This is a genomic window from Amycolatopsis pittospori (assembly GCF_013870525.1).
Classification (GTDB): Bacteria; Actinomycetota; Actinomycetes; order Mycobacteriales; family Pseudonocardiaceae; genus Amycolatopsis; species Amycolatopsis pittospori.
Genome location: NZ_JACBXD010000002.1, coordinates 166,487 through 183,117, shown reverse-complemented (window position 1 = coordinate 183,117; position 16,631 = coordinate 166,487). Strand labels below are relative to the sequence as shown.

Sequence of the window (16,631 nt, the reverse complement as noted above, 5' to 3'; positions counted from 1 at the left end):
CGCCCTTGCTCTTTCGCTAGTCAGTGTTACTATGTACCGGTAGTCAGTGTCGCTTAGTAGTGCGAGGAGGCGCGTTCGGTGGGGAAGCAGATGACGGAAATGCTCAAGGGCGTACTGGAAGGACTCGTCCTGGCGATCCTGTCCGCCCGGCCGGCGTACGGCTACGAGATCACGGCGTGGCTGCGCGAGCAGGGCTTCTCCGACATCGCCGAGGGCACGGTGTACGCGCTGCTGGTCAGGATCGAGCAGCGCGGCTTCGTCGACGTGGAGAAGGTCCCCTCCGAAAAGGGGCCGCCACGCAAGGTCTTCTCCCTCAATGCGCAGGGACGACAGCACCTCGAAGAGTTCTGGAAGACGTGGAGCTTTCTTTCGGAACGCCTGGACAGGCTCCGTGAAGGGGGAACGATCTGATGACGACGCCGGAAACCCGGGCGATCCGGGTGCGAGGCCTGGAGAAGTCGTACCAAACACTGCCTGTGTTGCGCGGGGTGGACTTCGACGTGGCGCGGGGCGGCATCTTCGCCCTGCTCGGCTCCAACGGGGCCGGCAAGACCACGGTCGTGAGAATCCTGTCCACGCTGATCGAGGCGGACGCGGGGACGGCGAGTGTCGACGGCTTCGACGTCGCGACGCAATCGGCGAAGGTTCGCGAGGTCATCAGCCTCACCGGACAGTTCGCCGCCGTCGACGAGATCCTCAGCGGGCGCGAGAACCTCGTGCTGGTCGCCCGGCTGAGGCATCTGAAGCGGCCGGGCAAGATCGCGGACGACCTGCTGGAACGCTTCTCGCTGACCGACGCGGCCGCGCGGCGGGTGTCGACGTACTCGGGTGGGATGCGCCGCCGACTGGACATCGCCATGAGCCTCATCGGGAATCCGTCGGTGATCTTCCTGGACGAGCCGACCACCGGGCTCGACCCCGAAGCCCGCCTCGAGGTGTGGGGCGCGGTGAAAGAGCTCGCCGCGCACGGAACGACCGTGCTGCTGACGACGCAATACCTGGACGAGGCCGAACAGCTCGCCGACCGGATCGCGATCCTCCACAAAGGACGGATCATCGTCGACGGCACGCTCGCCGAACTCAAGCGGCTTCTCCCGCCCGCCGAAGTCGAGTACGTCGAGAAGCAGCCCTCGCTCGAAGACGTCTTCTTGGCCATCGTCGGCGCGGACAAGTAGGGGATGACCATGAGCAGGCATTTCTTCGGCGACACCACCGTCCTGTTGGGACGATCGATGAAGCACGTCACGCGCAGCGCGGACACCGTCATCACCACCGCGATGATGCCGGTCGCCATGATGCTGATGTTCGTCTACGTCTTCGGCGGCGCGATCGACACCGGAGCGGTTTCCTCGGTGAACTACATGCTGCCCGGCATCCTGCTGATCACGATCGCCTCGGGCGTCGCCTATACCGCGCTCAGGCTCTTCACCGATATGAAGAGCGGGATCTTCGAGCGGTTCCAGTCCCTGCCGATCGCCCGTTCGGGCGTGCTGTGGGCGCACGTGCTGACCTCGCTGGCCGCCAATCTGATCTCGCTCGTGATCGTCATGGGCGTCGCCCTCCTCATGGGCTTCCGCTCGAGCGCCGGAGTGCTGACCTGGCTCGCGGTCGGCGGCATCCTGCTCCTGTTCACCCTGGCGCTGACGTGGCTGGCCGTCATCCCCGGCCTTTCCGCGAAATCCGTGGACGGCGCGAGCGCGTTCTCCTACCCGCTCATCTTCCTGCCGTTCCTCAGCTCCGCGTTCGTGCCGACCGGCACGATGCCCGGCCCGGTGCGCGCCTTCGCCGAGAACCAGCCGGTGACGTCGATCGTGAACGCCATCCGCGACCTGTTCACCCAGCAGCCTGTCGGCGTCGATCTCTGGATCGCTCTGGCCTGGTGTTCGGGGCTCCTCGTCGTCGCCTACGTGTTCGCCATGATCACCTACGGCCGCCGGATCTCCAGGTAGCTAAGCTGGCGGACATGTCCGAAGTTCGCGTGGGTGTGGTGTTCCGTCCGCAGTCGCCGCCGGAAGAGTTGCGGGCGACAGTGGTCGCGGCCGATGAGGCCGGGATCGACGAGCTGTGGCTGTGGGAGGACTGTTTCCTCGAAGGCGGTATCTCCACCTCCGCGGCCGCGCTGGCCTGGAGCGAGCGGCTGACCGTCGGGATCGGGCTGTTGCCGGTACCGCTGCGCAACCCCGCCGCCGTCGCGATGGAGATCGCCACGCTGGCGCGGCTGTTCCCCGGCCGGTTCGTCCCCGCCGTCGGGCACGGGGTGCTCGACTGGATGGCGCAGGTCGGCGCGCGTGCGGCATCGCCGATGACCCTGCTGCGTGAACATGCCGACGCCGTCCGGCGGCTGTTGCACGGCGAGACCGTCAGCGTCGCCGGGAGGTATGTCCAGCTTGACGCAGTGACACTGGACTGGCCGCCGGAGCAGGTACCCGCGCTCATCATCGGCGGGCGCGGGCCGAAGACGGTCGCGCTCGCGGGCGAGGTAGGCGACGGAGTGCTCCTGGACGCGGGGCTCGTCACACCGGCGTATGTCGCGTCGGAGGCCGCCCGCGTCGCCGAGGCCGCGGAGGCCGCGGGGCGACCGGCGCCGCAAGTCACCGTCTTCGCCGAGATCGAACCGGACATCCCCGCCTTGGGCGACCGCGCCCGCGATCTCGTCGCCGAGCTGGCCGCAGCCGGCGCCACCTCGGTCATCCTGCAGTGCACCTCGCAGAACCCCGATCCGGGCGTGCTCATCGCCGCGCTCGCCCGCTGACCAACGTCCGCGGCGGGATCGTGCGAAGATTCCGAATACGGCCCGTGAGCGTCGTGCGGCCGTTAGAGTGAACGGTCGACGTAGCCTTCACCCTTGAGGAGCAGCAGTTCATGATCGCCGAGAGCGCGCACCAGCAGAGCGTGTCCTTCCCTGAGGAGGCGACGCCGATCTTCGACCTGGTCGCGAACATGGTGTCGAGGACGCACGCCGAAGACAAGCGCGACATCGACCTCGAAGCCGGTCTCGCGACCTCGGCGTAGCCTCAGGTCTCCTCCCGGGCGGCGTGTGGCCATACCGCGCAGGGGGTAGCCGGGGACCATGAACCAGCCTGGCCCTGAACGTCCCGCCGAACGACCGGACCGCCCTTCGCCGTCGGCGGAGGTGACGATCACCCCGTGCGAGAACGGGCCGCTTCTGGTGCGCGGGCCGGTGGAGTTGCGATCACAGGCAGGTGAGGTGATCGAGGCACGGCGCGACCCGGTCGCGCTGTGCCGCTGCGGCCGCTCGGCGATCAAGCCGTTCTGCGACGGCACGCACAAGGTCGCGAATTTCCGCGCGGCCAGCGGGCCGTCGCGTGATCCGCTTCGGCCGGACGTGGACGCCGCCGACGAGTCACCGCGCCGCTGAGGCGGCGTGGACCGGACCTTCGGCGCCGACCCCCGCGCTGTCGCGAAGTAGCGAACTCTCGCCTGCTGCCCATCGGGTGAGCAGGTGATCGGCCATGGCGGCTTCGGCGGTGAGCGCGCACGCGGCGCCGAAGAGAATGTCTCCCGCGGACTCGGGATGGTCGTGGGCGTAACCGCCGCACAGATCGTTGGCGGCGATCTGTTCGTGCACGGCGTCCGCCTCGACGTGCTCGTCGAAGAAGTAGGTGGTCTTCGCGTCGTGACCGAGGCGGCGCAGGCCGTTGCCGTAGCGCCTGTTCGGCAGGGACGACGTCATCTCGACCACCGCGAGGTGCCCGAGCAGTGCCGGTGTCCATCGCCGATGGAGACCGAAGAAGGACATCGTGTTGCTGACCGCCAGGGTCACCGCGGGAACCCGGTCGAGGAACGCGCCGTAGGTGGCGTCGAGCCCGAGATCGCGCATCATCGCGCGGAACAGTTCCGAATGCATGCGCTCGAACCGGCCACCGCCGTATTCGTCCGCCTGAATCTCCACCAGCGCGGCTTTCGCCTTCCCGTCGACGCGGGGAATGGCCCAGCTGTGCGGATCGGCCTCTTTCAGGTGATACAGCGAGCGATGGGCCACGAATTCCGCGAACTGTTCGGATGTGGCCTCGCGTTGCAGATAGAGGGCGAGTTCCGGTCCGTCGTCGGCGGCGATCAACGCGGTGAGGGCCGACGGCACCGACGCGGCGTCCGGTGCGGTGGGGACCGCGACCCGGTGGCGGAGGGCGGCCAGGAACCGCTGTTCCAGCTCCGTACGGAGGGCGAGCAGTGTCGGTTCGGTTTCCCAAGCGTGGTCGACGCCGTCGAATCCGCGGTAACTCAGTTCATAGCAGACCCACAGACTCAGCTGCAGGTCCTCGTCCGACAGGGCCGTCTCCGGGGACTCGCCGGGAAGGTCGGTGCCCGGAATCGCGAGTTCGCCCGGCGTTCCGGTGAGACGGTCGAGCAGAGTGGCGCTGATCGGACCACGTGGCTGGGGTGAACGCATGTGACACAAGGTCCTTTCCAGACGGACGTGACTCAGCGCCGGATACCCCGTGGGCGGGCTTCTAACCGGAAGCCGCTGTGCTGTCGATGATGTCGGCCAGTGTCGTCGCGGCCTCTTCGGGGACCCAGTGGCTGATGCCGGTCAGGATCTCCAGCCGGTAGGCGCCTGCGGCGTAGTGGCCGGCTAGTTCGGCGCTGCGACGGGAGAGGGCCGAGTCGCCGTCACTCCAGACGTGCGTGGTCGGCGCGGGAACCCGGGTGCGCAGGGCCGTCGGGCGCTGCAGGAGCATCGCGCGGTACCAGTTCAGGCCGCCGGTCAAGGCTCCGCCGAGGAGGATCTCCTGGTGGACCCGGTCGATCTGGGCCGCGGTCATCCCGGTTTTCGCGAGCGTGCGGTCCAGCACCCGCGGCCGGAGCCGGATGGCGAGTTCGGGCAGCCAGGGGATCTGGAAGAAGAACATGTAAGAGGACCGGAGGAGCTGGTCGCTGGTCAGCATCGCACGCAGGAACGCTCCCGCGTGGGGGACCGAGACGCTGGTCAGCGACTTGATCAGCGCCGGCCGCTGGGCCGCGGTCGTCCAGGCGACGTTGGCGCCCCAGTCATGGCCGACCAGATGGACCGGTCCGGCGCCGATGGCGTGGATCAGCGCGACCGTGTCGCCCACGAGGCGGCTCGACCGATAGGCGAAGCGGCCGCGCGGACGCGCGCGGGGCGAGTAGCCGCGCTGGTCGGGCACGATCGTGCGGTATCCCCGCTCGTTGAGCAGTGCGGCGGTCTCGGCCCACGAAGCTCCGGTCTGCGGGAATCCGTGCAGCAGGACGACGACGGCGCCGTCGAGCGGGCCGGTGTCGCGCACGTCGAAGGTGAGCCCGTCGTGATCGAAGGAGTTGACTCGGCGGGGTGCGGTCATGATCGGGACTCCGTACTCGCGGCGCGGCCATTTAAGTGTTACCTTGGGTAACAGTGAATCACGGTAACGCCTAAATCTACACTCTGCCGACGCAGCCAGGGAGGGTCCGTATGACCAGCACCGATATGCCGCGTACCGCGGGAGCGGCCGCCGCCGGTCGCCAGGAGACCGCGCAGCGGCTCCTCGACTCCTCCGCGATGTTGTCCTACGACCCGGCCACCGAGGTGGACTGGGAGACCCCGTTGGACAAGGACTTCCATGGCGCCAGCCCGGAGTGGAGCACCCTCTACGGCACGAGCTACTGGGCGGAGATGACCCCGGAGCAGCAGAAGGAGCTCACGCGTCAGGAGGCCGCCTCGGTCGCGAGCACCGGTATCTGGTTCGAGATGATCCTGCAGCAGATGGTGCTGCGCGATTTCTACGCCAAGGATCCGACCGACCCGGCGTTCCAGTGGGCGCTGACCGAGATCGCGGACGAATGCCGCCATTCGATCATGTTCGCCCGCGGTGCGGAGAAACTCGGCGCGCCGCCGTATCGCCCGCGCCGGCTCGCCGTCGAGCTCGGCCGCGTCTTCAAGGCGACGGCCAGTGGCGAAGCGGCGTACGCGGCGATCCTCGTCGCCGAAGAGGTCCTGGACGTGATGCAGCGCGACTGGATGCGTGACGAGCGGGTGGTCCCGTTCGTGCGCACCATCAACAACATCCACGTCGTCGAAGAGTCCCGGCACATGAAGTTCGCCCGGGAAGAAACGCGAGAACAGCTGAAGGGCGCGGGCTTCCTGCGCCGTCGGATCAACGCGCTGGTCGTCGCGATCGCGTCGTACTTCATCGTCAGCAGCATGGTCAACCGCGACGTCTACGAGAACGCGGGTCTCGACAGCGCCCGCGCGCTGCGCGAGGCGAAGACCAATGAACACCACAAGGCGATGATGCGGTCCAGTTGCGCCGGCCTGATGGAGTTCCTGAACTCGTGCGGTCTGCTCACCCGGCCCGCGCTGGTGTTCTACAAGCGGGCGAACCTGATCTGACATGGCCTTCGCGATCACTCAGACCTGTTGCAGCGACGCCACTTGCGTGTCGGTCTGCCCGGTCAACTGCATCCACCCGACACCGGACGAGCCCGACTTCGGCACCACGGAGATGCTCTACGTCGATCCGGACACGTGCATCGACTGCGGGGCGTGCGCGGACGCCTGCCCGGTGGACGCGATCTTCCCGGCGGATCTGCTGACCGGATCGCTGCAGGTCTACGCGGGTCTCAACGCGGAGTACTACGCCGGCCGCGAGACCGGGACGGCGGCCGATCCCGCGCCGAACTTCCACCGCTGGAGCCCGCCGACCTTCGACCGGGCCATCCCGAGCGATTTCACGCCGCCGGACATCGCCGTCGTCGGCACCGGTCCGGCCGGCATGTACGCCGTCGAGGATCTGCTCCTGCACACGAACGCGCGGGTCACCCTGATCGACCGGTTGCCGGTCGCGGGCGGGCTCGTCCGCTTCGGCGTCGCCCCGGACCACCCCGCCACGAAGCGGATCGGTGAAACCTTCTCGCGGCTCCACGAGCATCCGCGGCTGCGGATGCGCCTGGGCACCGAGGTCGGCCGCCACGTCACGGTCGACGAACTCGCCGAGCAGCACGACGCCGTGGTCTACGCCGTCGGCGCCTCGTCCGCGCGCGACCTCGGCCTGGACGGCGAGGACCTGCCCGGCAGTATCGCCGCGACCACCGTCGTCGGCTGGTACAACGGTCATCCGGACGTGCCCGCGAACGCGGTGGACCTGTCCGCGGAACGCGTCGTGCTGATCGGTACCGGCAACGTCGCCCTGGACGTGGCCCGGATCCTCACCGCCGATCCCGACGGCCTGACCGGCACCACGATCGCCCGGCACGCGCTGGAACGGTTGCGTACGAGCAAGGTCCGCGAGGTCGTCCTGCTCGCCCGGCGCGGGCCGGAGGACGCCGCCTACACCTCGCCGGAACTGCTCGCGCTGGCACAGCGTGCCGGTGTGCCGCTCGTCGTCGACGACGGGGATCCGCGTACCGCGGCCGTGATCGACGCGGGCACCGGCAAAGCGAAGCTGCTGCGCGAACTCGGCCGCGAGGCCGTCGACTGGACCGCGCCGCCGGCCGCGGACTCACGCCGGATCGTCCTGCGCTTTCACTCCGCTCCCACCGGGATAGTGGGGGACACGCAGGTGCGCGGCCTTCGTGTCACCGGTCCGGACGGGCCGGTCGAAATCGCCGCGGGCCAGGTCGTGCGCGCGGTCGGCTACCGCGGAACGCCGGTGCCGGGCCTGCCGTTCGACGAAGGCCGAGGCACGATTCCGAACACCGCGGGCCGCGTCGAGGACCGCAGCGGCGCCTACGTCGTCGGCTGGATCAAACGCGGTCCCTCGGGCGGGATCGGCGCGAACCGCACCTGCGCCCGGGAAACCGTCGCGACCCTGCTGGAGGACATCACGTCCGGGCGGCTCCCGGTGCGAACACGACGGTCGCCGCTCGCCGCGCTGGCCGCACGTATCCGCGGGCGTTGAGTCATGGCCGGGCTTTCCCGGTCAGAGGAGGACTTTGCCGAGCGCGTCCCATCCCTCGCCGATCCCGTCCTCGATCCGCCGGTACGTGTCGGCGCCGGTGACCAGGCTGTCCGCGATGCCGCCGATCGTTTCCACTCCCGCGGTCAGCCGGTCGCCGGCCGCGGAGACGTGCTCGGTCAGCGCGTCGCTGAAAGTGGCGGCGGCGGGAACCTCGCCGAGCAGGTGCGACGCCAGTTGCAGCCGCGACATCGCGCCCGCGGCACTGCGCAACGTCGATGTCGCCTCGTCCAGGACACCCGCGGCACCGACCAGTGAGTCGGGATCGGTTTCGTATCCGGCGTCGCCGGGGGAGAGCGCGCCGTCCGGGTCCAGGCCGAGTTCCTCCAAGGAGATCCTGGTCAGTTCCGGCTCGTCCCACTTCTCGCCCGGGTTCTTCTGGTAGCCGTATGCGCCGGATTCGTGCGCCAGCACGATTTCCCCGTCGATCTCGACGGCCTCTTCGACGCCGTGCGAGTCGTATCCGTCTTCGTTGCCCGGCTCGCCGCCTTTGAGTTCGATTTCCTCGCGGTCGTTGAAGTCGTACCATTCCGGCGTCCGGTCCTGCCGGTAGAACTTGCCGCTGTGACCGTCGGACGAGGAGAAGATGAACTCGTCGTCGCGCACCACGACACCCTGGACGTTGTTCGGTGTCTCGATCGGTTCTCCGGCTTTGTCCGGTTCGGGTGAGCCGTTCTCGCCGACGGGGATTTCGTACAACCGGTTGTTGCCGTAGTCGCCGACGAAGAGCTTGCCCTGGGCGTAGGTGACATAGCTGTGGGCCGGGGTCCGGACCACGTCCACGGCGTCGACGGGCACACCGCTGTCCTGCGCGGCGTCGAGTTCGGCCTTGTCGTAGACGTACACGTGTTCGTTGGACGACACCCAGACGTGTTTGCCGTCCGTGGCGACCCCACCGGTATGCGTGGGCGCGCCTACTTCGCCGTTACCGTCGAGATAGACGTTCCCCGCTTCTTCGCCGGTCTCGTAGTCGACGTAGGTCAGCCGGCTCGGCGTCAGCCCGGGCCCGATCGGACTGTCACCGCTCCCATCCCCATCACCGTCGTGATACGAGCCCACGAGCAGGTTCTCGCCGTCGTAGGCCAAACCTTGCGACGTCCACGGCTGTCCCGGATCGACGCCGCCGATGTGGGCGTTGCCGTCGCTGTCCCAGCCGTCACCGCCGCCTCCGTCGGTGGTCGCCGCCAGCGCGTTCAGCTTGCCTTCGTAGCTCCGCTGGGCGACGGTCAGCGCCCGAACGGTCCGCATGGCGATTTCCGGCGCTTCGGCGAGGTCGCTCAGGCCGAGCTCGCGCCAAGGCGCGATGGCCGTCTCGGCCGACGTCCGCAGCGCGGTGTACGCCTTCGCGGCGCCTTCGATGGCCGACTCCGCGGTGTGGAGTTGTTCGTACACCTCGGCGACGGCCCGCGAGGACTTCTTCGCCTTACCGACGAACTCCGCCGCCGCCGTGCCGCGCCATGAACGTGCCGCCCGCAGCGCGCCGTCGGAGATCCCGCCCGCGACGGTCCGCAACGACGCCTTGGCGTCGGCGATGGAGGCGCCGACCTCGACGATGCCCGCCGCGTCGCCCGAGGTGAGCTTGGCGTAGAGCGGTTCGGGATCAAGGAACGGCATCGGCTCCTCCTCGGACAGCGGGCGCGTGCACCTACCGGCCCGGTGCCTCGCGGTAGGTCGCGTTCTGACGCGGGCGGGCGGGCAACGGTTCCCGTGATGGTGTGGACGCCGACAGCGCCCGACCGGTCAGGTCATCCTCGCGAGCAGGCCTGCCCGTCGATCGTCAAGCCGATCGGCTCCGGATGGGGCGGCGTCGACGAGGCGTTGAACCCGATCTGCACCGAACCACCCGCCGGTACGCGGCTGTTCCACGACGTGGGGGTCGCGGTGACCGCGGCGCCGTCCTGTGTCCAGATCGCCGACCAGCCCTGGGTGATTCGCTGATCGCCCGGCCAGGTGAACCGGAGCGTCCACGAATCCCAGTCCGTGCCGCCGGTGTTGGTGATGGTGACGTTCCCGGACAACCCGGTGTTCCACCCGCTTGCTCGATAGGCGATCTTGCAGGACGTCTGGCCGTCCGGCCGGGTCGTCACCGAGACCACACCGGACGACGCCGACCTGAGTCCCGCCCCGTTGCGGGCCCGTACGGCGAGCCGATACGCGGCGTTCGGCCGCAGCCCGGTCAGTTTCGCGGATGTCCCGGTGACGGTGGTGACCACACGCGAAGTGTCACCCTCGATCGAGATGACCTCGTAGTTCTCGACCCCGCTCTCCGGATCGCTCGAAGCCGTCCAAGTCAGCGTCACACCCGTGCCGGTCACCTCGGACGCCATCGGGGTGCCCGGCGTGGTCGGCGGAGTGGCGTCGGGTGAGACCGATTTCTCCGCCGCCCAGTTGGCGATCCACGCCAGCGCCGAGTTCCAGTTGACCGTGACCTCGTTGAGCGAGTACGCCTCGATGTGGTCCACAAAGCACTTCTGCGGTTCGCAGCCCTGAAGCCGGCGCGCGGCGACCGGGTCCTGCAGCCGGCTGTTCGGACCGCCGGAAAGCGCCCCGGGCGGTGCGATGGGCGTCGTCGGATCGAGTTGGTTGGCCCAGTGCCGGTGGTGGACGTTGCGCACCGGCTGCCCGCCGTAACCGCTGACGTAGGAATAGCTCACCGGGTTGCGGCCCAGCAGGTAATGCAGCGCTTCGAACACGCCCTCGCGGTATCTGGCCGCACCCGTGAAGTCGTAGGCGAGCGCGAGCACCGACGCGTTGTTGGCGATCAGGCCGTTCGAGCCCCACACGTACTTGCCATCCGGTTCCCGGTACGGCGCGGGATAACCGAGCGACGCCATCTGGTTCAGATGCTTGTCGGCGATGGCGACGAACGCCGTCTTGATCGCCGCGACGTCCGACGTCGGCAGGCCGGTGGGCACCAGTGCCAGCGTGATGTCACCCAGCGGACCGGTGGAACCCCAGTCGTAGCCGCGATCGGTGATCGACTGTCCTTTGTAGAGCGCTGAGCCGGTGACGTCCGTGCGGTAGGACGGTTCGCCGGTCGTCGCGTACATTTCCGCGGCGGCCCAGTAGAACTCGTCGGTCAGTGTGCTGTCGGAGTACGAGCCGCCGCCGGTGCCGTCGTCCGGGTCGGCGATCTTGTCCGGGGTGGCTTTCGCGGCGGCGTACGACCTCGTCGCGGCGGTGAGTGCCTTGGCCGAGAACGCCGGGTCGATCGTCTTCCAGATCCGGGCCGCCTGAGCCGCGACCGCCGCCATGTTCAGCGTCGCGGCGGTGCTGGTCGCCGACAACCGGCGGACTTGGCCGTCCTGGTGCGGCAGCGTGGGCAGGCCGGTCCAGTTCGCGTCGTGGATCTTGTGGTGCACCATGCCGTCGGGCGCCTGCATCTTCAGCAGGAACTCGACCTCCCAGCGTGCCTCGTCGAGGATGTCGGGCACCCCGTTGGCCTTTTCCGGGATGGCGAGCTTGCCGTCGCCGAGTGCGGCGGTGTCACCGATCAGCTTGGCGCGCTCGTAGGTGTTGAGCACCTGCCACGCCGAGATGCCGCCGTTGACGACGTACTTGCCGTGATCGCCCGCGTCGTACCAGCCTCCGCGCACGTCCAATGTGTAGCCACAATTCAGGTCCGACCGGCAGGGCACGTCGTCGTCGCCCTGGTTCGGAGCGACGTTGAGGTGGCCGGCGGGCCGCGCGTAGGTGGCGCCGACGTCCTGCGCTCCGATCTCGATTCCACTGCGCTGATGGTGGAAGAACGCCAGCGAGTCGTACCGAAGTTTCTTGATCGGGTCGGCGGAGATGTCGAACGGGAAGCTGGTCTCAGCGCCGACGGTCAGCGTGTAACCCGTGCCCGCGGTGTCGTAGGACGAGAAGTCGACCAGGTGGACCGGATCACCGGAGAGCGAGTCGACTCCCTTCGGCGTGGTCCGGCCGGTGGCGACGGTCGTACCCGCGGAGTTCTTCAGCGCCCACGTCCGCGCGGCGGACGCGTCGGACACGAGAGTGGCGTGCTTCGGCAGACCCGGCAGGTACGCGACCTGGTCGACCTGGACCTTCTTCGTCGGCGCGGCCGGACCTCCGGGCGGGATCACACCGCCGACCAGTGAGACGTTGTCGACGCAGACGGTGTTGTTCGCCGCGTTGCCGCCGAGCTGGAAGGTGATCTGGCCGCTACCCGAGTCCGGGAAGTCCAGATCCGACGTGAAGGTGAAGGTGTACTTCTGTTTGCTCGTGGTCAGCTGGACCTCGTGCCGGGCGATCCCTCGATAGGGGCTGACCCCTTCGCCCGCGTTGGCCGCGATGGGCTGGGGTGTGGTGGCGTAGGCGTCGAAGGACATCGTGTACTGCTGTCCGGCCTCGAACGGCACACCGTTCTGGCCGATCAAGGCGTCCCAGGGATTCGCCGTGCCGCCGGTGACCGACGCGCACAGCTCGTCGTCGACGACACGGTTGGTCACCCCGGCGCTCGCCCACCAGGGGTCGGCGGTACCCGAGTCGAAGGCGCCGTTGAGGATCCGCTGGTAGTCGGCGGCGTGGGCCGTGCCGGTGGCGAGCGACGCGGTGAGGACGACAAGGGTCAGGGCGGCGGTCGCGTGGCGGCATCGGCGGGGAAGGGGAAGCGATCTCATCGGACTGGTCTCCTCCGTCTGCTCTGACGGTCGACGAACTGCCTGGGAGCGCTCCCAGTCTTACCGCAGGGGGTCCTTGGTTCGCAAGGGTGGGTGGGACGCGGATGTCTGTCCGCGGTCGGCTTAGCGTGGCGGAATCACCCTTCGGGGTTATTCGGACCACTTTCATTATTGCCCGCCATTGCGAACACGTGTTCGACAGGTTCTGGTATTCTTGGGGCGTGTCCGAGACGACGTTCCTTCCCGAGTTGCCGCAGGAGTTGTGGCGCGCCGGCAAGCTGGAGCTTGCTCATGGCGTGCAGCAGTTCTTGCAGGTGATGCGGGTCGCCTCTGCTGGTCTGGGTCGGTATTTGGCGGAGATCGAGTCTCGGGGCTGCAAGGATTTGTACGGGTATGGGACGACGTTGGCTTGGTTCGCCGATATCGCCGGTTTGTCCCAGACTGAGGCGCGCCCGTATGTGAATCAGGCGATCGATCTGAATCCCACGCGCGCTCTCGACGGCCGTGAGGTTCCCGCGTTCGCACCGGCTACGGCTGTGGCGGCGTCCGACGGTGCGATCGGGCAGGAACGGATCAAGCAGGTCCTGGGAATCTTGAAGGAGATCCCGGCTGAGGTGTCGGCTGAGGATCGGGAGCGTACGGAGAAGACCCTCGTCGACCTGGCTCGGGACGCGGGTCCCAGTGAAGTTTCGGGGCTGGGGAACACTCTGCTGGGCTTGCTGGATCCTGACGGTGCGGAGCCGAAGGATCCCGAACCCGCTCAGCCGCGTCGTGAACTGACCGTGGAACGCCGTAAGGACGGGTTCTGGAAGATCAAGGGCCTGCTCGATGATGAGTTGGGTGCTCGTACCGCGGCCGCGCTTGAGGCTTATGCGAAGCCTCGCCCAGTCGACGAGTTCGGCGAGGCTGATTGGCGTACCAAGGCCGAGCGGCAGGGTGACGCCTGGGCCGAACTGCTGGATCTCGCGATCGCCTGCCCGGATCAGCCGGGCACCAGCGGCTACCGGACCCTGATCCACGTGACCGTCGGTCTCGACGAGTTGAAGACCGGGATCGGGAAAGCCTGTTTGGATTTCGTCGGGGAGATGACGGCCCGCGAGGCGCGGATGGCCGCCTGCGACTGTCTCATGCTGCCGGTCGTGTTGAACGCCGCGGGAGAACCGCTTGATGTGGGGCGGCTCCGACGGTTCGTGACTCCGGGCCAGCGACGGGCGTTGAACATCCGGGACGGGGGCTGTGCGTTCCCGGGCTGTTGTCGGCGGCCGAAGAATTGTCACGCTCACCATATTCGTCACTGGGCAGACGGCGGGCGGACCGATCTCCGGAACCTGGTGCTGCTGTGCGGTTTTCATCATCGGTTGATTCACCATGGTGAGTGGGAGGTGCGGATGGCCGCGGATGGATTGCCGGAGTTCATCCCGCCCCAGTATCGGGACCCGTTACGACAACCTCGGCGCAACACGCTTCACCGCGCCGCCGCTTGACCCGCAGGATCCGAAGAGCCCGCCACCGATCCGGCGACGGGCCCTTCGGCATGCCCGCTGGCCGGGTCTGTCGCCCTGGGCTCAGTCCGCGACGTCGCCAAGGATGCGAGTAAGGCTTTTCTCGGTGTCGTTACCGACCTTTTCGAACACGACCTTGGCGATCGGGGAGGCCAGTTTCGCGGCCCCGGAGAACTCGATGGTGGCGTGGTAGGTCAACTCCGTCGTCGAGGGTCGTTCGCCGGCGGTGATGGTGATGTCGTCGGTCGAGGTCGCGGTGTCGTTCGTGCCCACGAACACGATCCGGCCGGGCTCGAGACGGGTCAGTTCGTAGGTCAGCTCGGTGCGGATACCGCTGATCTTCGAAACGTTGTGCCACTTCGCGCCGACGGCGAGCGGGCCCGCGTCGATGCGTTCGCAGGACATCGTGCCGGGATCCCAGTCGACCGCACGGGAGAAGTCCCGCAGGTAGTCCACTACGGCGTCCGGCGATGTCGCGACGGTGAAACGCCGGGTGACTTCGACCATGGTGCTTCTCCTCTGTCTGTCGGGGGTGACACGCACGGATACCCCGGCGACGCCGGGTTCACGCGTGTGGTGTGCGTCTCGACTCGGCAGGCCGGAGCCGTCGGCGATTCGACGGCTCTTTACAAGCCATTCCGACGGCGCTACGGTCCTGTTCTGGGAGCGCTCCCTGGTTTTCGCCGGCCGCTCGACCGCCGAGGCTTAGATCACCCTCATTTTGCTCGTTTCGGCTCTGCGCACTTCACTGTCAATGCCGACATCGGTGAGGAAACCATGTTGAAGAAATGGGTAATGTTCCTGGCGGTCGCCTTGGCCGCGGTGGCTATCCCTGCATCCGCCGCTTCGGCCGCGGCCGGATTCCACGTCGGCAACGGCAGGTTGCTCGACGCCAACGGCAACGACTTCGTGATGCGCGGGGTCAACCACGCCCACACCTGGTACCCGAGCACCACCACCCAGTCGTTGAAGGACATCAAGGCGCTGGGCGCCAACACCGTCAGGGTGGTGCTCAGCTCCGGCGACCGGTGGACCAGGAACGAGGCCTCCGAGGTGGCGGGCGTCGTCGCCCAGTGCAAGGCCAACAAGGTGATCTGCGTGCTGGAGGTGCACGACACCACCGGCTACGGCGAGCAGAGCGGTGCCGTCACCCTGGCCCGCGCGGCCGAGTACCTGCTCGGCGTCAAGAGCGCGCTCGTCGGTCAAGAGAAGTACGTCATCGTGAACATCGGCAACGAGCCGTACGGCAACACCACTTACCCGGCCTGGACCGGCGACACCAAGAACGCCATCCAGGCGCTGCGTTCCGGCGGCCTGACACATACGCTGATGGTCGACGCGCCGACGTGGGGCCAGGACTGGTCGTTCACCATGCGCGACAACGCCGCGTCCGTCTTCGCGGCCGACCCGCAGGCCAACACCGTGTTCTCCGTCCATATGTACGGCGTCTTCGACACGGCGGCCGAGATCGACGACTACCTGAACCGGTTCGTGGCCGCGAAGCTGCCGATCGTCGTGGGGGAGTTCGGTTTCGACCACAGTGACGGCAACCCCGACGAGGACACCATCCTCGCCACCACCCAGCGGCTCCAGCTGGGCTACCTGGGCTGGTCGTGGTCGGGCAACGGCGGCGGCGTCGAATACCTGGACATGGTCACCGACTTCAACGCCGCCCAGCTCACTTCGTGGGGGCAGCGCATCTTCAACGGCGCCAACGGAATCAAGGCCACGTCGCGCGAAGCGAGCGTCTTCGGCGGTAGCACGGGCCCGGCCGACAGGACGCCGCCGACCGCTCCCGGCACGCCGGTGGCCTCCGCGGTGACGTCCACTTCCGCGAGCCTTTCCTGGGTCGCGTCGACCGACGACGTCGGCGTGACCTCGTACCAGGTCGTCCGGGTCGACGGCGTGACCGAGACGGTCGCGACGACGTCCACCGGCGCCTCGGCGGCGATCACCGGTCTGCGCCCGTCCACCGGCTACGGCTTCGCCGTCTACGCGCTGGACGCGGCCGGCAACAAGTCGACTCGCTCCGCCCTCGTCGCGGTGACCACGCGCACCGGAGAGAGCGGCGGTTGCGCCGTGACCTACAAGGTCGGAAGCCAGTGGCAAAGCGGCTTCCAAGGCGAGGTGTCGATCCGCAACACCGGGACCTCGGCCGTCGACGGCTGGACGGTCGCCTGGTCGTTCGCCAACGGTCAGCAGGTCACCCAGATGTGGGGCGCCATCGCCACCCAGGGCGGGGCCGGGGTCAGCGCCCGCAACGAAAGCTGGAACGCGGCCATCCCGGCGGGCGGGTCGGTGAGCCTCGGCTTCACCGCTTCGCACACCGGCATCAATACCGCGCCGTCCGCGTTCGCCCTCAACGGTGCTTCGTGCGTTGCCGGCTGAAGGTTCCGGGCGTGTCAGGGGCCCGCTCGCTCACCTGAAACGCTGGCCCGGGATTCGAGCTCTTTCGGGATATCGGGTTTATCCCGAAGCGGAATGGAAACACCTCGTGTGGGTCGTTCGCACGGGTGCGCGATCCGGGCCCTGCCGGTCCAGAACCGGGCCGGCGGGGCGTGCCCCTTTTTCTGTTCCGGACTGGATATCGCCAC

The 16,631-nt window shown here is 68.0% G+C and carries 15 protein-coding genes; 10 read left to right on the top strand and 5 right to left on the bottom strand.

The features are described from left to right. Positions 1–78 precede the first annotated feature (78 nt). The 6 genes from H5J31_RS02005 to H5J31_RS01980 all read left to right on the top strand — a co-directional run bounded on the left by H5J31_RS02005 (position 79) and on the right by H5J31_RS01980 (position 3,379). A complete protein-coding gene (locus tag H5J31_RS02005; RefSeq protein WP_181770666.1) occupies positions 79–411 on the top strand; it encodes a PadR family transcriptional regulator in 333 nt (110 codons plus the stop codon). After that, on the top strand, positions 411–1,175 hold the full coding sequence (locus H5J31_RS02000) for an ABC transporter ATP-binding protein (RefSeq protein WP_181770665.1): 765 nt from the start codon (positions 411–413) through the stop codon (positions 1,173–1,175). Before H5J31_RS02005 ends, H5J31_RS02000 begins: the two co-directional genes overlap by 1 nt. 9 nt (positions 1,176–1,184) lie before the next feature. Next, positions 1,185–1,949: an ABC transporter permease gene (locus tag H5J31_RS01995; protein ID WP_181770664.1), complete on the top strand. Its 765-nt coding sequence runs from the start codon at positions 1,185–1,187 to the stop codon at positions 1,947–1,949. Between the two features lie 14 nt (positions 1,950–1,963). Beyond that, positions 1,964–2,752, top strand: a complete 789-nt coding sequence (locus tag H5J31_RS01990) for an LLM class flavin-dependent oxidoreductase (RefSeq protein ID WP_181770663.1) — start codon at positions 1,964–1,966, stop codon at positions 2,750–2,752. Between the two features lie 110 nt (positions 2,753–2,862). Continuing rightward, the gene (locus H5J31_RS01985; RefSeq protein WP_181770662.1) at positions 2,863–3,012 is read left to right on the top strand and encodes a hypothetical protein; all 150 of its coding nucleotides are present in this window, start codon (positions 2,863–2,865) and stop codon (positions 3,010–3,012) included. A 58-nt stretch (positions 3,013–3,070) separates the two neighbouring features. Further along, positions 3,071–3,379, top strand: a complete 309-nt coding sequence (locus tag H5J31_RS01980) for a CDGSH iron-sulfur domain-containing protein (protein WP_181770661.1) — start codon at positions 3,071–3,073, stop codon at positions 3,377–3,379. Here the strand turns inward: H5J31_RS01980 and H5J31_RS01975 are convergent. Continuing rightward, positions 3,365–4,411 carry an iron-containing redox enzyme family protein gene (locus H5J31_RS01975; RefSeq protein ID WP_181770660.1) on the bottom strand — a complete coding sequence of 349 codons (1,047 nt, stop codon included), beginning with the start codon at positions 4,409–4,411 and terminating at the stop codon, positions 3,365–3,367. The two genes, H5J31_RS01980 and H5J31_RS01975, sit on opposite strands and share 15 nt — an antisense overlap. A gap of 61 nt (positions 4,412–4,472) precedes the next feature. Continuing rightward, positions 4,473–5,321 (bottom strand): alpha/beta fold hydrolase, encoded by an 849-nt coding sequence (locus tag H5J31_RS01970; protein WP_181770659.1) that lies wholly within the window; start codon positions 5,319–5,321, stop codon positions 4,473–4,475. 110 nt (positions 5,322–5,431) lie between these two features. Here H5J31_RS01970 and H5J31_RS01965 point away from each other — a divergent pair, with 110 nt between their 5' ends. Next, positions 5,432–6,349: an AurF N-oxygenase family protein gene (locus H5J31_RS01965; protein ID WP_181770658.1), complete on the top strand. Its 918-nt coding sequence runs from the start codon at positions 5,432–5,434 to the stop codon at positions 6,347–6,349. A gap of 1 nt (position 6,350) precedes the next feature. After that, positions 6,351–7,856, top strand: a complete 1,506-nt coding sequence (locus H5J31_RS01960; RefSeq protein ID WP_181770657.1) for an FAD-dependent oxidoreductase — start codon at positions 6,351–6,353, stop codon at positions 7,854–7,856. A 21-nt stretch (positions 7,857–7,877) separates the two neighbouring features. Here the strand turns inward: H5J31_RS01960 and H5J31_RS01955 are convergent, their stop codons facing one another. Together H5J31_RS01955 and H5J31_RS01950 are read right to left on the bottom strand one after the other, a co-directional pair. Further along, positions 7,878–9,527: a WXG100 family type VII secretion target gene (locus H5J31_RS01955; protein ID WP_181770656.1), complete on the bottom strand. Its 1,650-nt coding sequence runs from the start codon at positions 9,525–9,527 to the stop codon at positions 7,878–7,880. Between the two features lie 131 nt (positions 9,528–9,658). Continuing rightward, positions 9,659–12,535 (bottom strand): glycoside hydrolase family 9 protein, encoded by a 2,877-nt coding sequence (locus H5J31_RS01950; protein ID WP_181770655.1) that lies wholly within the window; start codon positions 12,533–12,535, stop codon positions 9,659–9,661. 221 nt (positions 12,536–12,756) lie between these two features. Between H5J31_RS01950 and H5J31_RS01945 the strand changes: the two genes are divergently transcribed. Beyond that, positions 12,757–14,019 (top strand): HNH endonuclease signature motif containing protein, encoded by a 1,263-nt coding sequence (locus H5J31_RS01945; RefSeq protein ID WP_181770654.1) that lies wholly within the window; start codon positions 12,757–12,759, stop codon positions 14,017–14,019. A gap of 81 nt (positions 14,020–14,100) precedes the next feature. Here the strand turns inward: H5J31_RS01945 and H5J31_RS01940 are convergent, their stop codons facing one another. After that, entirely contained in the window at positions 14,101–14,544 is a 444-nt protein-coding gene (locus H5J31_RS01940; RefSeq protein WP_181770653.1) for an SRPBCC family protein, read from the bottom strand. 273 nt (positions 14,545–14,817) lie between these two features. Here H5J31_RS01940 and H5J31_RS01935 point away from each other — a divergent pair, with 273 nt between their 5' ends. Then, a complete protein-coding gene (locus H5J31_RS01935; RefSeq protein WP_236004505.1) occupies positions 14,818–16,425 on the top strand; it encodes a cellulase family glycosylhydrolase in 1,608 nt (535 codons plus the stop codon). Positions 16,426–16,631: the final 206 nt, after the last annotated feature.

Coding starts and splice junctions, on each gene's coding strand:
- H5J31_RS01980 (WP_181770661.1), top strand. CDS start 3,071: ATGAACCAGCCTGGCCCTGAACGTCCCGCCGAACGACCGGACCGCCCT.
- H5J31_RS01985 (WP_181770662.1), top strand. CDS start 2,863: ATGATCGCCGAGAGCGCGCACCAGCAGAGCGTGTCCTTCCCTGAGGAG.
- H5J31_RS01975 (WP_181770660.1), bottom strand. CDS start 4,411: ATGCGTTCACCCCAGCCACGTGGTCCGATCAGCGCCACTCTGCTCGAC.
- H5J31_RS01965 (WP_181770658.1), top strand. CDS start 5,432: ATGACCAGCACCGATATGCCGCGTACCGCGGGAGCGGCCGCCGCCGGT.
- H5J31_RS01990 (WP_181770663.1), top strand. CDS start 1,964: ATGTCCGAAGTTCGCGTGGGTGTGGTGTTCCGTCCGCAGTCGCCGCCG.
- H5J31_RS01960 (WP_181770657.1), top strand. CDS start 6,351: ATGGCCTTCGCGATCACTCAGACCTGTTGCAGCGACGCCACTTGCGTG.
- H5J31_RS01955 (WP_181770656.1), bottom strand. CDS start 9,527: ATGCCGTTCCTTGATCCCGAACCGCTCTACGCCAAGCTCACCTCGGGC.
- H5J31_RS01940 (WP_181770653.1), bottom strand. CDS start 14,544: ATGGTCGAAGTCACCCGGCGTTTCACCGTCGCGACATCGCCGGACGCC.
- H5J31_RS01995 (WP_181770664.1), top strand. CDS start 1,185: ATGAGCAGGCATTTCTTCGGCGACACCACCGTCCTGTTGGGACGATCG.
- H5J31_RS01970 (WP_181770659.1), bottom strand. CDS start 5,321: ATGACCGCACCCCGCCGAGTCAACTCCTTCGATCACGACGGGCTCACC.
- H5J31_RS01950 (WP_181770655.1), bottom strand. CDS start 12,535: ATGAGATCGCTTCCCCTTCCCCGCCGATGCCGCCACGCGACCGCCGCC.
- H5J31_RS02000 (WP_181770665.1), top strand. CDS start 411: ATGACGACGCCGGAAACCCGGGCGATCCGGGTGCGAGGCCTGGAGAAG.